Source organism: Catenovulum agarivorans YM01 (assembly GCF_000281085.1).
Lineage (GTDB): Bacteria > Pseudomonadota > Gammaproteobacteria > Enterobacterales > Alteromonadaceae > Catenovulum > Catenovulum agarivorans.
The window spans coordinates 82,380-103,607 of record NZ_JH767527.1; the positions used below are offsets into that span (position 1 = coordinate 82,380).

A 21,228-nucleotide genomic window follows, 5' to 3' on the forward strand; every position below is an offset into this window, starting at 1 on the left:
ACATTTCGCAACCATTTTTTAGAATAATTCATCTACTTTTGTCAGTGTGACAAAGGGGAAGTTCCCAGCCACAGATTACAGGAAAGAACAATGAAAATGACTACTGCTGAACTTAGGCAGGCTTTTTTAGACTTTTTTGCCAGCAAACAACATCAAATTGTTGATAGTAGCTCATTAGTCCCAGCCAATGACCCAACTTTATTGTTTACCAACGCGGGTATGAATCAGTTTAAAGACTGTTTTTTAGGATCTGACCAAAGAGCCTATACACGTGCAACCTCATCACAGCGTTGTGTACGTGCTGGTGGTAAACATAACGATTTAGAAAATGTGGGTTATACGGCACGTCATCATACTTTCTTTGAAATGTTGGGTAACTTTAGTTTTGGTGATTATTTTAAAGAAGACGCTATTACCTTTGCTTGGCAGTTTTTAACTGAAGTTGTGAAGTTACCAAAAGAAAAATTATGGGTAACTGTATTTACCGAAGACGACGAAGCAGCCGATATTTGGATCAATAAAATTGGCGTAAACCCAGAGCGTTTATCTCGCATTGGTGCTAAAGATAACTTCTGGTCTATGGGTGATACTGGCCCTTGTGGTCCATGTACTGAAATTTTCTACGATCACGGTGAGCATATTTGGGGTGGTCCTCCAGGTACCCCAGAAGAAGACGGTGACAGATATATCGAAATCTGGAACCTAGTATTTATGCAGTTTAACCGCCATGCCGATGGCACTATGGAGCCTTTACCAAAACCTTCTGTAGATACAGGTATGGGATTAGAGCGTATTGCAGCTATCCTACAAGGCGTTCACAGCAACTACGAAATTGATATTTTCCAAAACTTAATTGCAGACGTTGCTAAGTTACTTAATGTTGAAGATTTATCTGCTAAATCTTTACGCGTAATTGCTGATCATATTCGTTCTTGTGGTTTCTTAATCGCAGACGGTGTTATGCCATCAAATGAAGGCCGTGGTTATGTATTACGTCGTATTATTCGTCGTGCAATTCGCCATGGAAATCAATTAGGTGCAACTGACGTATTCTTTTGGAAAGTTTACCAGTCTTTGATTAATCAAATGGGTGAGGCTTATCCCGAGCTTAAAACTCAACAAACTATAGTTGAAAAAGTTTTACGTTTAGAAGAAGAGCAATTCTTAAAAACCCTAGATCGTGGTTTAGCCATTTTAAATGACGCATTAGCTGAATTAAAAGGCGATACCATCCCGGGTGAAGTGGTATTTAAATTATATGATACCTATGGCTTCCCAGTTGATTTAACTAACGATGTTGCTCGAGAGCGCAATATCAAAATCGATGAAGCTGGTTTTGACAAAGAAATGGCTGCACAGCGTAAACGCGCACAACAGGCAAGCAACTTTGGAAAAGATTACAACGCTGATGTAAAGTCAGAGCAAGTAACTGACTTTACCGGTTATGACAATGAAGCCGGCGAATCTGAAATCGTTGAAATTATTGTTGATGGCCAAGCGGTTGAAAGTGTTGATGCTGAACAAAAAGCCATTATCGTATTAAAAGATACGCCATTCTATGCTGAATCTGGTGGCCAAGTGGGTGATACAGGTCAATTGTTGCAAGGTGGTGCGGTATTTGATGTACAAGACACAGTCAAAATCTCTAAAGCTTTTGGTCACCAAGGTATTACCTTGGCGCCGTTAGCTGTTGGTGAGAAGGTTCAAGCAAAGATAGATGCAAGTCGTCGTCAAGCGATTAAATTAAACCACTCGGCAACTCACTTGTTACATGCTGCATTACGTCAAGTATTGGGTGAGCATGTAAGCCAAAAAGGTTCATTGGTTTTATCGGATAAATTGCGTTTCGACTTCGCTCATTTTGAAGCTATGACAGCCGAAGAAATTCAACAAGTTGAAGACATAGTTAACCAACAAATTCGTCAAAACAATCCGCTAGTTACACGCTTAATGGCGATTGATGAAGCAAAACAAGCTGGCGCTATGGCATTGTTTGGTGAAAAATACGACGATGAAGTACGTGTTGTTTCTATGGGTGATTTCTCAATTGAATTATGTGGTGGTACGCATGTTGAGCGCACAGGTGACATTGGTTTATTTAAATTAACCTCTGAAGCTGGTATTGCCGCAGGTGTGCGCCGTATTGAAGCCATTACTGGTCAAGCTGCGTGTCAGTATGTTGTTGAAACTCAAGCTAAGTTAAACAAGGTTGCCGCTTTGTTTAAAACTGACAGTAACAATATATTAGATAAAGTGGCGCAAGTATTAGAGCGTTCTAAGTCTTTAGAAAAAGAGTTACAAAAATTACAGGATAAATTATCTAGCCAAGCGGGCAGTGATTTATTAGCATCAGCAACAGAAGTTTCAGGGGTTAAATTATTAGCATCTGAAATTGCAGGAGTTGAACCTAAAGCACTACGTACAACCCTTGACCAATTAAAACAAAAAATTGGTTCAGGCGTTATTGTTTTAGGTTTAAAAGGCGATCAAAAAGTTAATTTGATTGTCGGTGTAACAGACGACTTAACCAATAAAGTTAAGGCGGGCGAGTTGGTTGCTATGGTAGCATCTCAAGTCGGTGGAAAAGGTGGCGGCCGTGCTGATATGGCACAGGCAGGTGGTAGTCAGCCAGAAAACTTGGCTTCTGCACTGCAAAGTGTTGAATCTTGGCTTGCAACAAAATTGTAAACAAGTAATATATCTGGTCTTTGGTTGCACACTATTATTATTTTTTAACTGATTTGTAAAAAAATTTTGGTTATTAATGATTTTTGAGCTAACTTTAGCAATAGGTGCAACCGCTGTTGACGGTATAGGAATAGGATAGGAGCTGCAAATGTTAATATTAACAAGACGTGTTGGTGAAACACTTATGATCGGTGATGAAGTTACTGTTACTGTATTGGGTGTTAAAGGTAATCAAGTTCGAATTGGTGTAAACGCACCAAAAGAGATCTCTGTACACCGTGAAGAAATTTATATGCGTATTCAAGCTGAAAAGAATCAATCATCGGGCAATACTGATTATTGATAAATCTCAGTTAGTTAAGCATAAAAAACCGGCCTAAGCCGGTTTTTTTGTATCTGTTGTTTGTATTACATTGTTAAGCTTTTCTCGGCTTGCGGTATTGTGCAGCCATAACTTTAACTTGTTTAACCATATTGTCTTTTACTTCTAATACTTCCATTGGGTAACCCGACAGGCGGAAACAAATATTCTGATTCGGAATATCTTCTAAATGCTCTAGAATCAATCCGTTTAAAGTACGTGGGCCATCTTCTGGTAACTTCCACTTAAACTGTTTGTTTAAATCGCGGATATTGCTACTGGCGTCGACTAAAAAGCTACCATCACTTTGTTTAACTGTATTAGATGTTGGTAAATCCATTGTGGTGGTAAAGTCACCAACAATCTCTTCTAAGATATCTTCAAGCGTGATTAAACCTTGAATATCACCGTATTCATCAACCACTAAACCGATGCGAATTTTATTGCGCTGAAATTTTAATAACTGAACATTCAGTGGTGTACCTTCAGGGACAAAATAAATTTCACGGACTGCCCGCAGCAAAGTTTCCTTAGAAAACTGAGTTTTTGATAACAGCCTTAACACATCGCGAGAGTGAACAAAACCAACCGCATCATCAATAGTATCTCTATACAACAAAATACGCGTGTGCGTACCATGAGTTAACTGTTTGACGATATCTTTCCAGTCATCATTTATATCTATGCCGACAATTTCGCTGCGTGGGATCATAATGTCGTCAACAGTAACATTCTCAAGATCTAACACACTTAACAGCATATCTTGGTGTCGTCGTGGTATTAGTGCACCAGCTTCGTTAACGACGGTTTTTAACTCTTCGTGGGTTAATGAATCTTCACGATTATCTAAATTAATTCTAAATAACTTTAATACACCATTAGTAACTTGATTCAATCCCCAGACAAACGGATAAAAAGGCAATAATAAAGCACTTAATATTATCGAGGCAGGGTAGGCAATTTTTTCTGGAAAATAAGCGGCTAAAGTTTTTGGAGTGACTTCAGCAAATATCAAGATAACTACGGTTAATACTATACCTGAAATGGTTGTTGCGAGTGCTTCACCCAAGTGCCCCAACAGCCTTATACCAATGAAAGTTGCGATAGAAGCTGCAAATATATTAACTAAATTATTACCAATTAGAATTAAACCGATTAGTCGGTCGGGTTTTTCTAATAAATCTTGCACTCGTTTGGCTGATTTATCGCCGTTTTGCGCTAGATGTCTTAGTTTGTATTTATTTAGTGACATCATGCCGGTTTCTGAGCTAGAGAAGAATGCAGATATGCAAATTAATATAGCTAGAATAATCAATAATGTGTTAGTGGATATTTCGTCCAACAGATAAATCCTATGTTAATGAAAAACAATCAGCTAGCCACAATATGGGTACTAGCGAGCTAAAATCAAGAAGCGGGTAAAATCACTTCGCGTATAAAACGACTACCAAAATAACCCATGGTTAATAAACCAACGCCTAAAGTTGTTAAGCCAACAACAATCTTGCCACGCCAACCTTGTTTTTGATGGCCTAAAATAACAGTCACAAATATAACAAATGAAATTATGGTTAATATGGTTTTGTGTGCTTGGCCTGAGCCTAAAAAATTTTCCATAAACAAAAAGCCAGTAACGATAGAGGTGGCTAAGCATAAACTGCCAACTTTTAACAAACCGACGATTTGATGCTCAATTGAGTTAAGGGAAGGCATAGGCAAAGATAAAACCGACAAATCGTGGTGTTTAAGGCGGTTGGCTAAAAAACTATACTGATAGGTTAAAACAGTAGCTAAAGTCAAAATACCATAACTGACCAGCGCTAAACTTATATGCAAAAAAGTTTCAACTGTCCACATTGCTGAATTGGTAGCAGTGTCAGCAAAAACAAAATTACCTAAACAAACAAATGCGGTAAACAATAATACCATGGGTACAGCAAAGAGGTTTTTGCTAATCGAATAAAAAATCAGGACAAGCACAGAGCCGAACAAAGAAAATATATTGCACACTAACAGCAATGAATACGAGTGTTGGTGAGATAAATCGAATGCGCCGAATAAATAGATTGAATGTAAGATAACGGCCAACACACCTGTTCCTAACAGTAGATTGGTTTGTTTATCCAACTTATTAAATAAACGCAAAAATAAACCTGACGCGCTGACTAAATAAGCTAGTACCGCTGCTATAGCCAAACTCATTTGTTTTCCTTTATTAAAATTATTAATTCAAAGCCTATAAGTCTGCCATTTTCCATTCTATTGGGGTAAACGCAAGTGATTCGTAGATAAAGTTGTTAAAAGCCGAGTTCATTGGGTACAATGTCAGCAAAATTTGATGTGAAACATACCCAGGAACAGTCATTACATGTTTGAGAATTTATCCGATCGCCTAAGTCAAACGTTAAAGAATATAACGGGCAAAGGCCGCCTTACTGAAGACAACATCAAAGAGACGTTACGTGAAGTGCGCATGGCTTTATTAGAAGCTGACGTTGCTTTGCCTGTTATTAAAGAATTTATCAATAACGTAAAAACTAAGTCATTAGGTTTAGAAGTTAGTAAAAGTTTAAATCCGGGACAAGCATTTTTAAAAATAGTGAATGCTGAACTCGTTGCTGCTATGGGTGAAGCGAATGAATCGCTTAACCTAGCTACACAAAAACCAGCTGTAATTATGATGGCCGGTTTACAAGGTGCAGGTAAAACAACCTCTGTTGGTAAACTTGCTAAATATTTAAAAGAGCGCGAAAAGAAAAAAGTCTTGGTTGTCAGTGCGGACGTATATCGTCCTGCGGCAATTAAGCAGCTAGAAACTTTAGCAGAAGATATAGGTGTTGAGTTTTTCCCAAGTAGTGTAGAACAAAAGCCGGTAGACATAGCTAACGGTGCGATTGCGCACGGTAAACTACAATTTTTTGATGTTGTAATTCTTGATACCGCAGGTCGCTTGCACGTTGACAGCGACATGATGGACGAAATTAAAGACCTACACGCGACAGTAAAACCGATTGAAACCTTGTTTGTTGTTGACGCTATGACAGGTCAAGATGCTGCAAACACTGCAAAAGCCTTTAATGAAGCACTACCTTTAACCGGTGTTATCTTAACTAAAGCAGACGGTGATGCGCGTGGTGGTGCAGCATTATCTATTCGAACTATTACTGGTAAACCGATTAAATTTATCGGTACTGGCGAAAAAACAGATGCTTTAGAGCCTTTCCATCCTGATCGTATCGCATCCCGTATCTTAGGTATGGGCGATATCTTATCTTTAATCGAAGAAGTAGAACAAAAAGTCGATAAAGATAAAGCCATGAAATTGGCGAAAAAAGTTCAGAAAGGTCAAGGTTTTGACCTTGAAGACTTTAGAGACCAACTTGCACAAATGCGTAACATGGGCGGCATGATGTCGTTGATGGGCAAGTTACCTGGTATGGGCCAGTTACCTGACAATGTAAAAGATAAAGTTAACGACAAGCAGTTTGTCCAGATGGAAGCCATTATCAATTCGATGACACCAAAAGAGCGCGCGCGTCCTGATCTTATTAAAGGCTCACGAAAAAAGCGTATTGCCATGGGCTCTGGTACACAAGTGCAAGACATTAATCGTTTATTAAAACAATTTACCCAAATGCAAAAGATGATGAAAAAAGTATCGGGTAAAGGTGGAATGGCTAAAATGATGCGCGGCATGAAAGGCATGATGCCTCCAGGTGGCGGTGGTGGTTTTGGTGGCCCAGGTGGAATGTTCGGTCGCTAAATTATAGACAAAATAATTTTAATTCAAGATACCTTCAAAAATCAGTAACTTTAGTGGTGTATCAAGGCCACTAAAGTTGCATTCCCCCCTAATATGTGTACAATTCACGGGCTTTTTGCCAGCCTTGGTAAAAAGCAGCCAATTTTTTATTAATTAACTAATCAACTATGGGTACGATATGGTAACAATTCGTTTATCTCGTGGTGGTTCTAAAAAGCGTCCTTTCTACCAAGTAGTAGTTGCGGATAGCCGTAGCCCTCGCGATGGCCGTTTCATTGAGCGTGTTGGATTCTTCAATCCAGTTGCTCGCGGTGAAGCAGAGCGTTTACGTTTAGATTTAGAACGCATCAATCACTGGATCAGTCAAGGTGCACAAACCTCTGATCGTGTAAAAAGCTTAATTAAAGACGCTAGTGCAGCGGCTTAATTTCAGAGTTTTAAGAAAGTTAAAAGATGACTGAACCAGAGAATAAAGTTGTAGTAGGGCGCTTAGGTGCTGTGTACGGCGTAAAAGGCTGGTTAAAAGTAAATTCTTTTACAGAAGACCCTGAAGCAATTTTTGCGTACAACCCTTGGACTATTGGCCGAGACAAGTTGTGGCAAGAAACAAATATTGTCGAGTGGCGTCGACATAACAAAGGCCTCATTGTTAAATTTGAAAACATTGATGTCCGAGAAAAAGCTCAATTGCTCACTGGTATGGAAATAGTAATACCGGAAACGCAATTGCCAAAGCTCGAACAAGGTGAGTTCTATTGGCGTGAATTGGTTGGGTTAGCTGTGGTTAATACCGACGGCTATAACATGGGTACTGTTAAAGCACTTATGGAAACCGGCTCAAATGATGTGCTAGTAGTAAAAGCAAACCTGAACGATGCATTTGGAATGCAAGAACGTTTAATACCATTTATTGATGAGCAGGTTATTGTGTCAGTAGACAAAGATAATCAGCTAATCACGGTAAACTGGGACGCGGATTTTTAATTGTGTCTGCATTGAATTGGATTGGGGTGATTAGCCTTTTTCCTGAAATGTTTGATTCAGTTTCGAACTACGGCGTAACAGGACGAGCACTTAAAAAAGGTATTTTTGAGTTGCATAGGTGGAACCCTAGAGATTTTACTCTAGATAAACACCGCACTGTAGATGACCGCCCTTATGGTGGAGGCCCCGGCATGTTAATGATGGTGCAACCTCTACAAGATGCAATACGAGCTGCAAAAGCGCAGGCGGGTGAAGGTGTTAAAACCATTTACTTGTCGCCACAAGGTAAAAAATTTGACCAAGTGGCAGCACATAATATGGCTCAACAATCAAAATTACTCTTGGTTTGTGGTCGTTATGAAGGCATAGATGAAAGACTTATTGAGTCTGAAATCGACGAAGAATGGTCTGTTGGTGACTTTGTATTAAGTGGTGGGGAACTACCCGCGATGACGCTGATAGATGCGGTAACTCGTTTGTTACCTGGGGTATTAGGACATAATTTGTCTGCCGAGCAAGACTCGTTTCAAAACGGCTTGTTAGATTGCCCTCATTACACAAGGCCAGAAGTATTAAACGACAAAGCAGTACCACCCATATTATTGAGTGGTGACCATGCAAAGATAGAGCAATGGCGAATGCAACAAGCATTGGGTCGAACTTGGTTAAGACGCCCTGAATTATTAACAAACCTAGCTCTGACTGATGAGCAAAAACAGTTATTGGAAACATTCCAAACTGATTATTTGCAAGAATAGCAGTGCACTCTAGGAAAGGTAGGTTATTATGAGTAATATCATTCTACAGCTCGAACAAGAGCAAATGAAACAGGACCTTCCTTCTTTTGGTCCAGGTGACACAGTAGTTGTTCACGTTAAAGTAAAAGAAGGCGACCGTGAGCGTTTACAGGCTTACGAAGGCGTTGTGATCGGTAAAAGAAACCGTGGTTTAAACTCAGCTTTCACTGTACGTAAAATGTCAGGTAGTGAAGGTGTTGAGCGTACTTTCCAATCTCACAGCCCATTAGTTGCAAAAGTTGAAGTTAAGCGTCGTGGTGACGTGCGTCAAGCTAAGTTATATTACTTACGTAACTTAACTGGTAAAGCTGCACGTATCAAAGAGAAGCTTGCTAAAAAATAATTGGCTTGTAGAGAGGCTCGCATTTGCGGGCCTTTTTCTTATCAGCTAAAGTTAATTCATAACTTTGGCAAAAACATATCTAAATGTCTGACGCTCACAACCCTATTACCATCTTAATAGATAACTTGTTTGAGTATTTACAAGAACACTTGTCAATTGACTATGGTGAATACCAAGAAATTGAATTATTGCGTCAATTATCAGAGCACAATCCGCCGCTTATCCCAGATTATAATCCAGCAGATTCATTGTCGCTTTTTCAAGTACACTTTCTACTCTTTCATTGTTTGTACAAGCTGCAAGTTGGCTGGCTAGAGCAAAATAAAGCTTATCTGCAAATAGGTTTAGCAAAGTGCCAAGTAACACCTATATATAGTGACGAGGAGCGCATTAGCAAGGCGCTTAAAAATTCTGATCCTATGCAGGATTATTACTTAAATTTAGATAATTTATTCTCGACCAATCAGCACGAGGTCGAACAAATGCTCACCAATTTTTGGCAGAAATTTACCGATTATTGCCAAACGGATGAATATGTTAAAGCATGTAAAATTCTAGAGGTCAGACCTGATAGTAGTTTACATGTCAAAAAACAAATGTATAAAAGGTTATGTGCTAAACATCATCCAGACAAAGGTGGTGATGTATCAACCATTCAACAAATTAACTTGGCTTGGAATGTAATCAAAGGGCAATAAAAACAATTCAAATCTTGATTAAAAAAATGTTAAACGCTTGTTTGAATTATTTTTAGTAAGCTGCAATACTCCAAGTAAATAAAGATAATCTCCAGACTGAAGAGAACAAACATGGAAAAAATTTGGCTTAAGCAATACCAACAGGGCGTACCAGAAACAATTGATGCACATCACTACGCAAGTTTAATTGAACTGATTGATGAGTCTTGCAGCAAATTTTCCGACAAAACTGCATTTATCAATATGGATAAGTCGATTACTTATCAAGAGTTAGATGAAAAGAGCAAACAGTTTGCTGCATATCTACAAAATACCCTAGGTTTAGGCAAAGGTGACGTAGTCGCGCTTATGATGCCTAACTTATTGCAATATCCAATTGCCTTGTTTGGAGCGTTAAGAGCAGGTTGCACCATAGCTAATGTTAATCCGCTATACACACCTCGTGAGCTTAAACATCAACTGAATGATTCAGGCGCGACTACTATTGTGATAGTTGCCAATTTTGCCGCAACACTTGAAAAAGTTGTGAGTGAAACGCCAGTTAAAAATATTATATTAACTGAATTAGGTGACCAACTCGGCTGCGTTAAAGGTTTCATCGTTAATACAGTGGTTAAACATGTCAAGAAGATGGTACCAGCTTACCAATTGCCCAAGCCGATCAAGTTTAATCAGGTACTCTCGTCTGCTAAATCAAGTCAATATGTAAAACCACAAGTTACTGGCGAAGATATTGCGTTTTTACAGTACACAGGCGGCACAACAGGTGTTGCAAAAGGCGCTATGTTAACTCATAGAAATATGGTGGCGAATTTAATGCAGGCCGGTGCTTGGTTAGACCAGTGCCTAGAATATGGCAAAGAAACTGTAATTACTGCATTACCGCTTTACCATATATTTGCATTGCTCGCCAACTGCTTCAACTTTATGAAATATGGTGCAACAAACGTACTTATTACCAACCCGCGTGATATGCCAGGTTTTGTTAAAGAACTCAATAAACGTCCATTTACTGCTTTAACAGGCGTGAATACTTTATTTAATGGCTTATTAAACGCAGATGGTTTTGCTGAGGTTGATTTTTCACAGCTTAAATTATCGTTAGGCGGTGGTATGGCGGTGCAACGCCCTGTAGCAGAGCGCTGGAAAAAAGTTACTGGAACTCGTTTGTTAGAAGCGTATGGTTTAACTGAATGTTCGCCTGCAGTAACCATTAATCCGTTAAGCTTGGATGATTACAATGGCGCCATTGGTTTACCTATTCCATCGACTGAATGCCGTGTGGTAGATGACCAAGGTAATGAAGTGGGTTTAAACGAAGCTGGCGAATTGCAAGTTAAAGGCCCACAAGTAATGAAAGGCTATTTTAATCGACCAGAGGCGACTGACGAGGTGTTGAAAGATGGTTGGTTTAGCACGGGTGATATAGCTGCATATGACGAACAAGGTTACTTTAGAATTGTTGATCGCAAAAAAGATATGATTTTAGTTTCTGGCTTCAACGTATATCCAAATGAAGTTGAAGAAGTAGTAGCTATGAACGAAAAAGTCCTTGAGGTTGCCGCTGTTGGTATCCCACACGAAAAGTGTGGTGAAGTGGTGAAAATATTCGTTGTTAAAAAAGATCAATCTTTAACCGAACAAGAACTAATTAATCATTGCAAAGATAATCTAACTGGTTATAAAATGCCCAAAGCTGTCGAATTTAGAGAAAGCTTACCAAAAACTAATGTTGGTAAAATTTTACGCAGAGAGTTAAGACCACAAAACTAATGGCACCTTTTACAATTGTTTTAATTTGGACGCTAAGCCAACTGTTATCTTGGTATATAGCAAAAAAGCGCAATGCGAAAGTTACTTATTCGCATAAATTAATGAGTTTACTTTTAGGGCCATTATTACTGCCTTTTGTATTCATACTGCGCCCTCAAACCACTAGATAGTTTACTTATTAAACTTATTCTAACGAACGCCACATTTTAATGTGGCGTTTTTATTTATAGCTGTTTTGCTGCTGGGTTAATTAGGCTAAAATTCCAAGCCAAAAATGATGCCTTATTATCTAAAGTAGAATTCAGTATGCAGAGCAATGTCGACACACTCAACCCACAACAACAAATCGAACAACTTAGAATTCAACTAGAAGAATACAACTACCAATATTACGTATTAGACAACCCAAATGTGCCGGATGCTGAATACGACCGTTTAATGCAGCAGCTTAAACATTTAGAACAAACGTATCCTGAGTTTTATAGCGAAGATAGTCCAAGCAATAAAGTTGGTGGGCAAGCATTAGCTGCATTTGAGCAAGTTGAACATTTAATGCCAATGTTGTCGTTAGATAACGCATTCGCTGAAGAAGACGTAATTGCATTTGAAAAACGCATATTAGACAGATTAAAAAGCACTGGCAGCTTAAGTTATTGCTGTGAACCAAAGCTAGATGGTTTGGCTGTCTCTATGTTATTTGAAAACGGTAAATTAGTTAGGGCAGCAACACGAGGTGATGGCCGTATTGGCGAAAACATCACTGAAAACATTAAAACCATCAAAAGCATACCGTTGAAACTACGTGGCGGCAACTACCCAGAGCGTATCGAAATTCGTGGTGAAGTTTTTATGCCTAAAGCGGGTTTTGAAAAACTTAATCAAACACAGCTTGAAAAAAACGAAAAGACTTTTGCCAACCCAAGAAATGCCGCAGCTGGCAGTTTACGTCAACTCGACTCTAAAATTACCGCAACTCGACCACTTGCGTTTTACGCATACAGCGTTGGCTACGTAGAGGATAATAACGATGTGTTAGCCAACAGCCATTATGGCCGTATGATGCAGTTAAAAGATTGGGGCATGCCAGTTTGTAGTGATGTAAAACAAGTGCAAGGCACTCAAGGTTTATTAGATTTTTATCAAGATATAGGTGAGCGACGCAACGCCCTTAAATACGAAATTGATGGTGTAGTTTATAAAGTTGATGACTTAGATTTACAAGAAACTTTAGGTTTTGTTGCTAGGGCGCCAAGATGGGCGATAGCACACAAATTCCCTGCACAAGAAGAATTGACCAAATTGTTAGATGTTGAGTTTCAAGTGGGTCGCACAGGGGCGATTACACCTGTTGCTAGGTTAGAGCCTGTGTTCGTCGGTGGCGTAACAGTTTCTAATGCTACGTTACACAATAAAGATGAAATAGACAGATTAGGTGTACAAGTTGGTGATACTGTTGTGATACGCCGAGCTGGAGATGTTATTCCACAAATTACTTCTGTGCTATTAGAAAAACGTCCAGCAGATGCTCGTGCAATTGAATTCCCAACAAACTGTCCTGTGTGTGATTCAATTGTAGAGAAAGTTGAATCCGAAGCGGTCGCTCGCTGCTCGGGTGGGTTAATTTGTCCGGCGCAACTTAAAGAATCACTCAAACATTTTGCTTCACGCAAAGCTCTAGATGTTGATGGTTTAGGCGATAAAATTGTTGAAGCTTTAGTGGACTTAAAGTGGGTAAAAACACCTGCTGATTTATTTGAGCTCACGGTTGAACAAATTGAAAAGATGGAGCGTATGGGTGAGAAATCAGCGCAAAATCTGGTTAACTCAATTGAAAAAGCCAAACAAACAAGCCTAGCTAAATTTTTGTATTCGTTAGGCATTCGTGAAGTAGGTGAAGCTACAGCGAATAATCTAGCGAATCATTTTAAAACTTTACCTGCCGTTATTAACGCTACTAAAGAGCAGTTAATTGACGTAAATGATATAGGTGAAGTGGTTGCATCACACATTGAAAGCTTTTTTAAAGAACCACATAACTTAACCGTAATTGAAGCTTTACAAAATCTAGGGGTAAGTTGGCCTGATATTGAGGAAGTCTCGCAAGCAGAACAATCACTCGCGGGGTTAACTTTTGTGTTAACAGGTACATTAACTACTATGGGGCGTAATGATGCAAAAGCGCAGTTGCAAGCTTTGGGGGCTAAAGTAACTGGTAGTGTATCTGCCAAAACCGATTATTTAGTTGCAGGTGAAAGTGCTGGGTCGAAGCTAACCAAAGCGCAAGATCTTGGTATTAAAGTATTGACTGAAGACGAGATGATAGCCCTGATTGCAAATTAAGCTTTAGGTGTATTAATTAACCAAACATTTTAGAGTCAGCTATACTGATAACTCATAACATAAAACGTAATGAGGCAGGTGTTATGAGTGCTGACTCAACTCAATTTATCAATAAACTGGTTGATGTAACAAACGTCAAAGATAGGTTGAGCCTAGACCAAATAATGCTATTCGCTATCGACAACCTATTAAAAAGTGCCAACGTTATCATTTATCGAGCTATACCTCACGTTGACAGTTTTTATTATGTTGTATCTAAGTTGTCGGATAGTTTGCCAACTGACAACCAAGAGCTCATAACTCAAAGCTTTCATCAGGTTCATCAAGACAGACTAATAACCAAGTGCTATTCAACTAAACAAACGCAACAGGATGACAATCGTAGTATTTGGTATTTAGCAAAACTCGGTATTCACTACGGTTTTATCGAAGTTAATGGTTTGCCAGCCTGCAAGGTTCAGCAGTCACTTGTTGAAAGTATGGTTGCTATATATTGCAATTTATCCTACCTAATAAATGAAGCTGAAAAAGACACTTTAACCGGCTTATTCAATCGTAAGACACTTGATAGTCATTTAACGCAGTTGCTTGGACAGGCTTTCACGTTAAAACAAGCTACTGTACAACAAGGTAGAAATGAAAATCAGCAATATTATTGGATTGCACTGGTCGACATAGACCACTTTAAAAGGGTAAACGATGCTTATGGTCATGCGTATGGTGACGAGGTTATCATAACAATAGCGAAAATTATGCAGCAGAATTTTCGTAAAGAAGATTTGTTATTTCGTTACGGTGGTGAAGAGTTTATTGCGATAATAGATGCGACCACTGAAGATACCGCTCTTATGGTGTTAAATCGATTCCGCCAAAGTGTTGCACAGTTTAACTTTCCAACCATAGGACAAGTTACCGTTAGCGCAGGTATTACTAAGGTTGACTTGGCATGTCCTGCGACGACTCTTGTCGGACAGGCTGATAAAGCTTTGTATTTTTCCAAGCATCATGGCAGAAATTGTGTTTCTTATTATCAAGACTTGGTTCAGCACGGTAAAGTCGCTGAACCAAGATTTGATAACGATATTGAGCTGTTTTAGTTAGTCAGCTCTTCAAGTTGCTTTTGCACGCGTTGTTTCTCTGGCAATAACTGTGTTTTAATCGCATGTTTGTTTAGTAGGTAGACTCCGATAGCGACCAACACAACTACAAGCAAATAACCAATTTGAAAAGCATTAAATACGGGCATTCCAGTTTCTGTTACTTGTGAACCCAAGTGAATTAAAGAAACGCTAACTGCAATTGGCGATATGTACCATTTAACCACATTGCTGAGTAATTTAATTTGGCGATCTATTTTGTCAATTTGTCTGTTTAGGAATACTTTAATATTGTCGGCAGCATCAGGTGTTATTTGTACTTTACGCGCCTGATACATTCTCCATGGTATATATAAACAACTTAAAGTAGCCAAGATTAGGCCGATACTTTGAATATTACTTACGGAAAAATTGAGTGCTATCAACCAAACAGGAATGAGCAAGAATGCCAAAGCTGTTTCGGTAAAATCACGGCGTTTAAGCGTTTTTTCAAACTTTGTAGCCTGCTGCTTAATTTGTTTAAAGTCGATACTAGGTACAGCTGAATCCTCGGTGAAAATATTTGCGGTTTTTGCATCTTCAAGTTTCATGGTTAAGCTCCTAATGTGCTTTGTTCAAAAGAGGTTTTGATTCGGTTTAAACGTTGGCGAACTGCATTTGCACTTATACCTAGAACATCGCCTGTTTGTTCTGAGGTAAAGTTGTCTAAGTACATAATCAAAATTGCTGAATCAGTTTCTGCTAACGTTTGGGCAAACTGCAGCAGCAAGTCAGCTTGGCAAGCAAGGGATGAAGCTAAATCTGAAGCTTCTGTTTCCACTAACACATCTGATACTGTTGAAACTCTTGTTTTATCTTTGCGTACATAGCTATAGGCTGTGTTAAGCGCAACTCTGTACATCCAAGTTTCAAAAGTTGATTCAGCACTAAAGCTTTGAAAGCTACGCCATAATTGCAAAACAATTTCTTGATATAGATCATCGCTTTCATTTTTTGCGCTATACCTGCGTGCAATAAAAGTCAGCTTTTGCTCTTGCTGTTTTATCAGATTTAAAAAGTGGGGTGACATGTGATTCCCTATTTGTTTTGTCGCTTTCCTATATTGGTCGAATCAAAACCAAATTTGTGTCACTTGGTTATAAAATAATTTTAAATTTTTTGCTAGTTTATGATTATTTAACGGGCGTTATTAACCTGAACTCTGGATAACAGGTTAGCTAACGCACTGAATTTAAGACGGTTATAATGAGTGTGATTGAGAGGGGAAATTAAACTATTTGAGGTTTATTATTGGTTGATAATAATGGAGCCAAAAAATTGTTTTGACTCCATTTGTACCAACTATTTGCTTAGATGAGTGCCTTTAGCGGCTAATTGTTAAAGCTTGGCCGCTAACATCTTTACTTTGATCAGACATCAAATATAAATAGGTTGGCATAATTTCATGCGGCTGTTTAAGTGTAGTTGGATCTTCAGCTGGGTAAGCTTTACGGCGCATATTAGTTGCCGTTGCACCAGGATTTAAGCTGTTAAAACGCATTTTAGTATTGTCGTATTCATCCGCTAATACTTGCATCATGCCTTCAGTTGCAAATTTACTAATTGCATACGGTGCCCAAAAAGCACGGCCTTTGCGACCAACACTTGAGCTGGTAAATACAATAGATGCGCTCGGCGATTTTTTTAACACAGGCAACAAGGCTTGCGTCATTATAAACTGAGCATTTACATTAACTTGCATCACTTCTTGGTACATGTCTTCAGGAAATTGCTCAAAAGACATAATGCTACCAAGCGCGCTGGCATTATGTAACAAACCATCTAAACGACCAAAAGTTTGTTCTATGGTTGTTGCCATATCAATGTAGTTTTGTTTGCTTGCGCCTTTCATATCTAACGGGATTATAGCTGGTTCTTTTATCTCGAACTCAGAGGATAAAGCCATTATTTCATCGTAAACAGCTTCTAACTTTTTAGTGGTTTTGCCTAATAAAATAACTTCAGCGCCATGTTTGGCAAAACACAAAGCGGCAGCTTTGCCTATACCTGCGCCTGCGCCAGTAATTAAGATAACTTTGTCTTTTAACTCAGTTGTTGTTGCTTGAAAATCAGCAGGAATATTCATCTATTTAAATCTTAAGTTTATAACCGTTAAGGAAATTGTTTATTTTCAACTTCTTGTCTGTACTGAGCACACACTTGTGAAATAGTTTCAGTTACATGGGCATATTGTTTTGAAAATGGCGGCCAATAATCACCTATACCCAGTGCATCGTTTATTACTAAAACTTGCCCGTCAGTATCGCCACCTGCGCCAATTCCGATTGTTGGAATGGTCAAAGCGTGAGTGATTTTAACGCCAAGCTCAGCAGGTATATGTTCTAACACTATCATGCCCGCACCAGCTTGTTGTAGATCAACTGAGTCTTGTAAAATCTGCTCAGCTTCGGCTGCTTCTTTACCGACTTTTTTAAAGCTAGTGGCTTTTTGTGGGGTTAATCCTGTATGCGCGACAACTTCAATGCCTTCTGCAACTATAGCTTTTACCGCATCAAAATACGGGCCTTCAAGTTTTACGCTATCAGCACCAGCGGCAACTAATTTTTTGGCATTAGCAACGGCATCTTCAACACTTTCATACGAAAGGTGAGGTAAATCGCCAATAATATGGGTATTAGGCGCGCCACGACGCACAGCACCAACATGGTAAACCATGTGTTCCATAGTCACATCACGTGTACTTGAAAAGCCCATTTCAACCATGCCAACGGAATCGCCAACTAAAATAATAGGCACTCCCGCTTGTTCAATACTACGCGCAACAGGGCAGTTATACGCAGTTAACATGCTAATACGGGTATTGCCCTTTAAATTTTGTAATTGTTTAAGTGTTTGTTTCATTTTTAATCAACCATTTGGGTTAATTGCAATCGCCGTAGGATACTGCATTTTGGCGGGTAAAAAAATGGCTTAATGTATTCTTGTGTTACAATGCGCGCGTTTCCATAAACGTTGTATAAATAGGTTTTGTGTGCAAAAGTTTGACGTTGTAATTATTGGTGCGGGTGCAGCAGGGTTAATGTGTGCAGCTACGGCTGGTTATCGCGGTAAGTCGGTCGCGGTATTAGACATGGGTAAAAAGGCTGGGCGTAAAATCCTCATTAGTGGTGGTGGGCGTTCAAACTTTACCAACAGAGTTGCAACCGCTGAAAACTACCTTTGCCAAAATCCCCATTTTGTAAAATCTTGTTTAAGCCGCTATAGCTCGAATGATTTTATCGAATTGGTTGAGCGTCATGGTTTGAGTTATCACGAGCGTTTGCACGGCCAGTTATTTTGCGATAACAGCGCACAAGACTTAGTAGATATTTTATTAACTGAGTGTGATTGGGCAGGCGTTGAAATTAAGCTGCGTAATGAAGTCTTGTCTGTTGTTAAAAATGAGCCAGGTTATCTAGTCACCACTAATCAAGATGAATATTTGTGTCAATCACTTGTTATTGCATCGGGTGGGTTAACTATGCCTAAACTGGGTGGTAGCCCATTAGGTTATAAAATTGCAGAGCAGTTTGGTTTAAAGGTCGTACCAACTACCGCTGCACTAGTGCCTTTTACTTTACATGATCACGACAAACAAAGGTTTGACGGTTTATCGGGCATTAGTATCGATTGTTTAGTAACTAGTCAAAGCGGCAAACAGTTTAGAGAAAATATCTTATTCACCCACAGAGGTTTATCAGGCCCAGCTATTTTACAAATATCTTCATATTGGCAAGCAGGGCAAGCTGTCACAATTAATCTGTTGCCAGAGTGTAACTTAACAGTGCAACTAGAAAGCTGGCGTAAAGACAGCCCGAAAAAATCACTAAAAAATTGTTTAACTCAATTATTGCCATCACGTTTTATCGAAATTTTAATTAATGATAAAGCGCTACCTGATAAGCCTGTTAATCAGCTATCGCATACTGAAATTAAACATATTCACGACTATTTACATAATTGGACAATCAAACCGAACGGTACTGAAGGCTACAGAACCGCCGAAGTCACATTAGGCGGGGTTGATACCGACGAACTTAGCTCAAAAACATTTGAAGCCAAAAAATCTGCTGGTTTATATTTTATCGGTGAAGTAACAGATGTTACAGGTTGGTTAGGCGGTTACAATTTCCAATATGCGTGGAGTTGTGGTGTCGCTTGTGGATTGGCTGTTTAGCAAAGTCAAAGTAAAAACAAAGAAATAGTAACTTTATAGCAAGAAACAATAATGAAAAAACTCTCAAAAGTACAAATTAAACAACAAGCGGCTGTTATGGCTGCTGTCGAAGAACTAGAAGAAAAAGCATTTGCAGAGCTTACAGATGTTGAACAATGTTGGTTTAGCATGGAACACGATGCATTTCCGGGCTCTTTATTAGTTAGAGTGCAATTTAAAACCCAGCAAGCGGTCGATGAGGCGCAAGATAATCTTTTACTTTGGCAAAAACGCCTAGCTGGGTTATTACTGAAAAAAGGCATATTAATTAAAAATATGCGTAACCATTTAGTGTTTACAGTTTTAAGCCCTGATGACTGAAGCATTTGCTCACCTAAGAGCAACACTTGCTGACTATTCGCCCTTGCCAGCGGCTAGTTGGCAAGATTTTGTCGCCTGTTGTAATGGTAAATCCTTTGCAAAAGGGCAGTTGATTTATCCGCTTAATAAGGTGCCGACAAGTTTTTGTTTTCTGCACAAAGGTTTGGCGCGCGCTTATGTTACCGACAAAAACGGTAATGAATTTAACAAAAACTTTTTTGCTGAGGGGCGTTTCCCTGGCAGTATGAGTGCGTTGTTAACTAATCAGGCCAATGCTATGGCGGTTGAAGCGATAGAAGCCTGTGAAATTATAGAAATAGATTTTAAGCGCTACCGTACACTTTTGTTTGACGATGCCAATTTGATGAAAATGCATATTCTTTATTTAGAAAGGCATTGGTTGTTAGAAAAAGAGCCTAAAGAAATTGGTTATTTGCAGTTTGAGGCTAGAGAAAGATATCTCAATTTTTTAAACGAACATGCCCAAATAGTTAATCGTCTACCTCAATATCATATCGCCGGTTATCTGGGGATTACACCCACACAATTAAGCCGTATACGTAAACAATTATAAAATTATTTGTTCTCAACATATGTAAATGAACTGAGCTAATAATGACATTATGCTGGTGTTTTTCTGAAGATTAATGGACATCAGTTAATGACGACTTACTACAGTTTACTCGCATTTATTTGTGGTGCTTGTATTGCGATACAAGCTGCTATGAATTCCCAACTTGCAATTCAATTACAGAGTGTTTTAAAAGCCACAAGTTATGCGTTTTTTGCCAGTTTCGTTTTAACCAGTATTTTGGCTGCAACACTTTCGACACCATTGCCAAATAAAGCTTTGGTTAGTACCCCTTGGTATTTGTGGTTTTCCTTTATCCTCAGTGTGGTTGGTGTTGCCAGCATGTATTTTTTAATACCTAAATTAGGGGCTGGCAATGCCATTACCATAGCCTTATGTGGTCAAGTTATTTTTGCTTTACTCATTAGTCATTTTGGTTGGTTTGCAAGTCCAGTTAAGTATTTAACCTTAACTAAGGTGCCTGGGCTTATATGTATGTTGCTAGGGTTGTATTTAATTAATAGGACAAATTAAATGTTACGAACTAAACAGGATTTGATACACAACAATTTACATAACTTGCATTGTTATTGGTTGGCTTTGGGTGGGCAGATGGTAAATAACCAAAACCTTTTTGTTCAGCAAGCCTGGCCAAATCATATCTGGGCTGAGAATTTTCAGCCGACAACTATCCTGACACAAGGGCATCATAGCTTTGAAGGCAAGGTAACAGCTTATCTTGATAACGAAGAAAATGCTCAAACTACTAAGAGCAAGCTGATGTTAATGAGTAAAGTGATAGATACAACTATTACGTTAGAACAAAATGCTGCAGATGTTTTCGATAAGATCGTTCAAATAAAACCTAATGAATTAAGCAACTGGGTTAAGTGCTGCGAAACGGCATTTTCATACCAAATCGAGAAAAATTCTACTGCGCAGTTATTTCACAATAAAAACGCTCAAATATGGGCGTACAAAATAGATCAAGAAATTGTCGCAACAGCAATCAGTTTTAAATCAAATAATACTTTGGGCACACATCAAGTCGGGGTACATCCTAATTATCGTGGGCAGGGCATAGCGAGGAATTTTATGTTGTTTTTAATAGCGCATGCAGCTCAGTTGGGCTGTACCGAGGTAAGTTTACAAGCATCTCGTTTGGGCATGCCTATGTACCAGAAACTTGGTTTTGAAAAGTTAATTTGCTTAAATAAGAGACTCGCCTAAACCTGCC

The 21,228-nt window shown here is 38.9% G+C and carries 22 protein-coding genes; 16 read left to right on the plus strand and 6 right to left on the minus strand.

Going from position 1 to position 21,228, the window contains the following annotated elements; translation table 11 throughout:
* Positions 1 to 90: 90 nt before the first annotated feature.
* Together alaS and csrA are read left to right on the plus strand one after the other, a co-directional pair.
* Positions 91 to 2,688 carry an alanine--tRNA ligase gene (alaS, locus tag WSC_RS0110485; RefSeq protein WP_016955876.1) on the plus strand — a complete coding sequence of 866 codons (2,598 nt, stop codon included), beginning with the start codon at positions 91 to 93 and terminating at the stop codon, positions 2,686 to 2,688.
* Positions 2,689 to 2,836: 148 nt separating this feature from the next.
* Positions 2,837 to 3,031, plus strand: coding sequence for a carbon storage regulator CsrA (gene csrA, locus WSC_RS0110490; RefSeq protein WP_016955877.1), 195 nt, complete (start codon positions 2,837 to 2,839; stop codon positions 3,029 to 3,031).
* 73 nt (positions 3,032 to 3,104) lie between these two features.
* Here csrA and WSC_RS0110495 read toward each other — a convergent pair whose 3' ends face one another.
* Entirely contained in the window at positions 3,105 to 4,391 is a 1,287-nt protein-coding gene (locus WSC_RS0110495) for an HlyC/CorC family transporter (protein WP_026016792.1), read from the minus strand.
* 65 nt (positions 4,392 to 4,456) lie between these two features.
* Positions 4,457 to 5,251, minus strand: coding sequence for a cytochrome C assembly family protein (locus WSC_RS0110500; protein WP_016955879.1), 795 nt, complete (start codon positions 5,249 to 5,251; stop codon positions 4,457 to 4,459).
* A 166-nt stretch (positions 5,252 to 5,417) separates the two neighbouring features.
* On the opposite strand from WSC_RS0110500, the gene ffh reads away from it, so the two are divergent.
* The 9 genes from ffh (at position 5,418) to WSC_RS24130 (ending at position 14,844) form a co-directional block, all read left to right on the plus strand.
* The gene (gene ffh, locus WSC_RS0110505; protein WP_016955880.1) at positions 5,418 to 6,812 is read left to right on the plus strand and encodes a signal recognition particle protein; all 1,395 of its coding nucleotides are present in this window, start codon (positions 5,418 to 5,420) and stop codon (positions 6,810 to 6,812) included.
* Between the two features lie 178 nt (positions 6,813 to 6,990).
* Complete coding sequence (gene rpsP, locus WSC_RS0110510; protein WP_016955881.1) at positions 6,991 to 7,239, plus strand: 30S ribosomal protein S16; 249 nt, start codon at positions 6,991 to 6,993, stop codon at positions 7,237 to 7,239.
* A gap of 26 nt (positions 7,240 to 7,265) precedes the next feature.
* Complete coding sequence (gene rimM / locus WSC_RS0110515) at positions 7,266 to 7,796, plus strand: ribosome maturation factor RimM (RefSeq protein ID WP_016955882.1); 531 nt, start codon at positions 7,266 to 7,268, stop codon at positions 7,794 to 7,796.
* A 47-nt stretch (positions 7,797 to 7,843) separates the two neighbouring features.
* A complete protein-coding gene (gene trmD, locus WSC_RS0110520; protein ID WP_040394310.1) occupies positions 7,844 to 8,554 on the plus strand; it encodes a tRNA (guanosine(37)-N1)-methyltransferase TrmD in 711 nt (236 codons plus the stop codon).
* A 28-nt stretch (positions 8,555 to 8,582) separates the two neighbouring features.
* Positions 8,583 to 8,936, plus strand: coding sequence for a 50S ribosomal protein L19 (gene rplS / locus WSC_RS0110525; protein WP_016955884.1), 354 nt, complete (start codon positions 8,583 to 8,585; stop codon positions 8,934 to 8,936).
* A gap of 83 nt (positions 8,937 to 9,019) precedes the next feature.
* Entirely contained in the window at positions 9,020 to 9,634 is a 615-nt protein-coding gene (locus tag WSC_RS0110530) for a DNA-J related domain-containing protein (RefSeq protein WP_016955885.1), read from the plus strand.
* A gap of 111 nt (positions 9,635 to 9,745) precedes the next feature.
* A complete protein-coding gene (gene fadD / locus WSC_RS0110535) occupies positions 9,746 to 11,407 on the plus strand; it encodes a long-chain-fatty-acid--CoA ligase FadD (protein ID WP_016955886.1) in 1,662 nt (553 codons plus the stop codon).
* Between the two features lie 306 nt (positions 11,408 to 11,713).
* The gene (gene ligA / locus WSC_RS0110545; protein ID WP_016955888.1) at positions 11,714 to 13,747 is read left to right on the plus strand and encodes an NAD-dependent DNA ligase LigA; all 2,034 of its coding nucleotides are present in this window, start codon (positions 11,714 to 11,716) and stop codon (positions 13,745 to 13,747) included.
* A gap of 83 nt (positions 13,748 to 13,830) precedes the next feature.
* On the plus strand, positions 13,831 to 14,844 hold the full coding sequence (locus WSC_RS24130; RefSeq protein WP_016955889.1) for a GGDEF domain-containing protein: 1,014 nt from the start codon (positions 13,831 to 13,833) through the stop codon (positions 14,842 to 14,844).
* Here the strand turns inward: WSC_RS24130 and WSC_RS0110555 are convergent.
* From WSC_RS0110555 to panB, 4 genes are all read right to left on the minus strand, one after another.
* Complete coding sequence (locus tag WSC_RS0110555; RefSeq protein WP_016955890.1) at positions 14,841 to 15,434, minus strand: hypothetical protein; 594 nt, start codon at positions 15,432 to 15,434, stop codon at positions 14,841 to 14,843. The genes WSC_RS24130 and WSC_RS0110555 overlap by 4 nt on opposite strands.
* Before the next feature lie 2 nt (positions 15,435 to 15,436).
* Positions 15,437 to 15,913 (minus strand): sigma-70 family RNA polymerase sigma factor, encoded by a 477-nt coding sequence (locus tag WSC_RS0110560; protein WP_016955891.1) that lies wholly within the window; start codon positions 15,911 to 15,913, stop codon positions 15,437 to 15,439.
* Positions 15,914 to 16,207: 294 nt separating this feature from the next.
* The gene (locus WSC_RS0110565) at positions 16,208 to 16,969 is read right to left on the minus strand and encodes a YciK family oxidoreductase (RefSeq protein ID WP_016955892.1); all 762 of its coding nucleotides are present in this window, start codon (positions 16,967 to 16,969) and stop codon (positions 16,208 to 16,210) included.
* A gap of 26 nt (positions 16,970 to 16,995) precedes the next feature.
* A complete protein-coding gene (gene panB, locus WSC_RS0110570) occupies positions 16,996 to 17,745 on the minus strand; it encodes a 3-methyl-2-oxobutanoate hydroxymethyltransferase (protein ID WP_016955893.1) in 750 nt (249 codons plus the stop codon).
* 130 nt (positions 17,746 to 17,875) lie between these two features.
* On the opposite strand from panB, the gene WSC_RS0110575 reads away from it, so the two are divergent.
* The 5 genes from WSC_RS0110575 (at position 17,876) to WSC_RS0110595 (ending at position 21,221) form a co-directional block, all read left to right on the plus strand.
* Positions 17,876 to 19,060, plus strand: coding sequence for a BaiN/RdsA family NAD(P)/FAD-dependent oxidoreductase (locus WSC_RS0110575; RefSeq protein WP_016955894.1), 1,185 nt, complete (start codon positions 17,876 to 17,878; stop codon positions 19,058 to 19,060).
* 51 nt (positions 19,061 to 19,111) lie between these two features.
* Complete coding sequence (locus WSC_RS0110580) at positions 19,112 to 19,420, plus strand: hypothetical protein (RefSeq protein WP_016955895.1); 309 nt, start codon at positions 19,112 to 19,114, stop codon at positions 19,418 to 19,420.
* Entirely contained in the window at positions 19,413 to 19,994 is a 582-nt protein-coding gene (locus WSC_RS0110585; protein WP_016955896.1) for a Crp/Fnr family transcriptional regulator, read from the plus strand. Before WSC_RS0110580 ends, WSC_RS0110585 begins: the two co-directional genes overlap by 8 nt.
* A gap of 87 nt (positions 19,995 to 20,081) precedes the next feature.
* Positions 20,082 to 20,525 (plus strand): DMT family transporter, encoded by a 444-nt coding sequence (locus tag WSC_RS0110590; protein WP_016955897.1) that lies wholly within the window; start codon positions 20,082 to 20,084, stop codon positions 20,523 to 20,525.
* A gap of 78 nt (positions 20,526 to 20,603) precedes the next feature.
* Positions 20,604 to 21,221 carry a GNAT family N-acetyltransferase gene (locus WSC_RS0110595; protein WP_157447258.1) on the plus strand — a complete coding sequence of 206 codons (618 nt, stop codon included), beginning with the start codon at positions 20,604 to 20,606 and terminating at the stop codon, positions 21,219 to 21,221.
* The last annotated feature ends 7 nt before the right edge of the window (positions 21,222 to 21,228 follow it).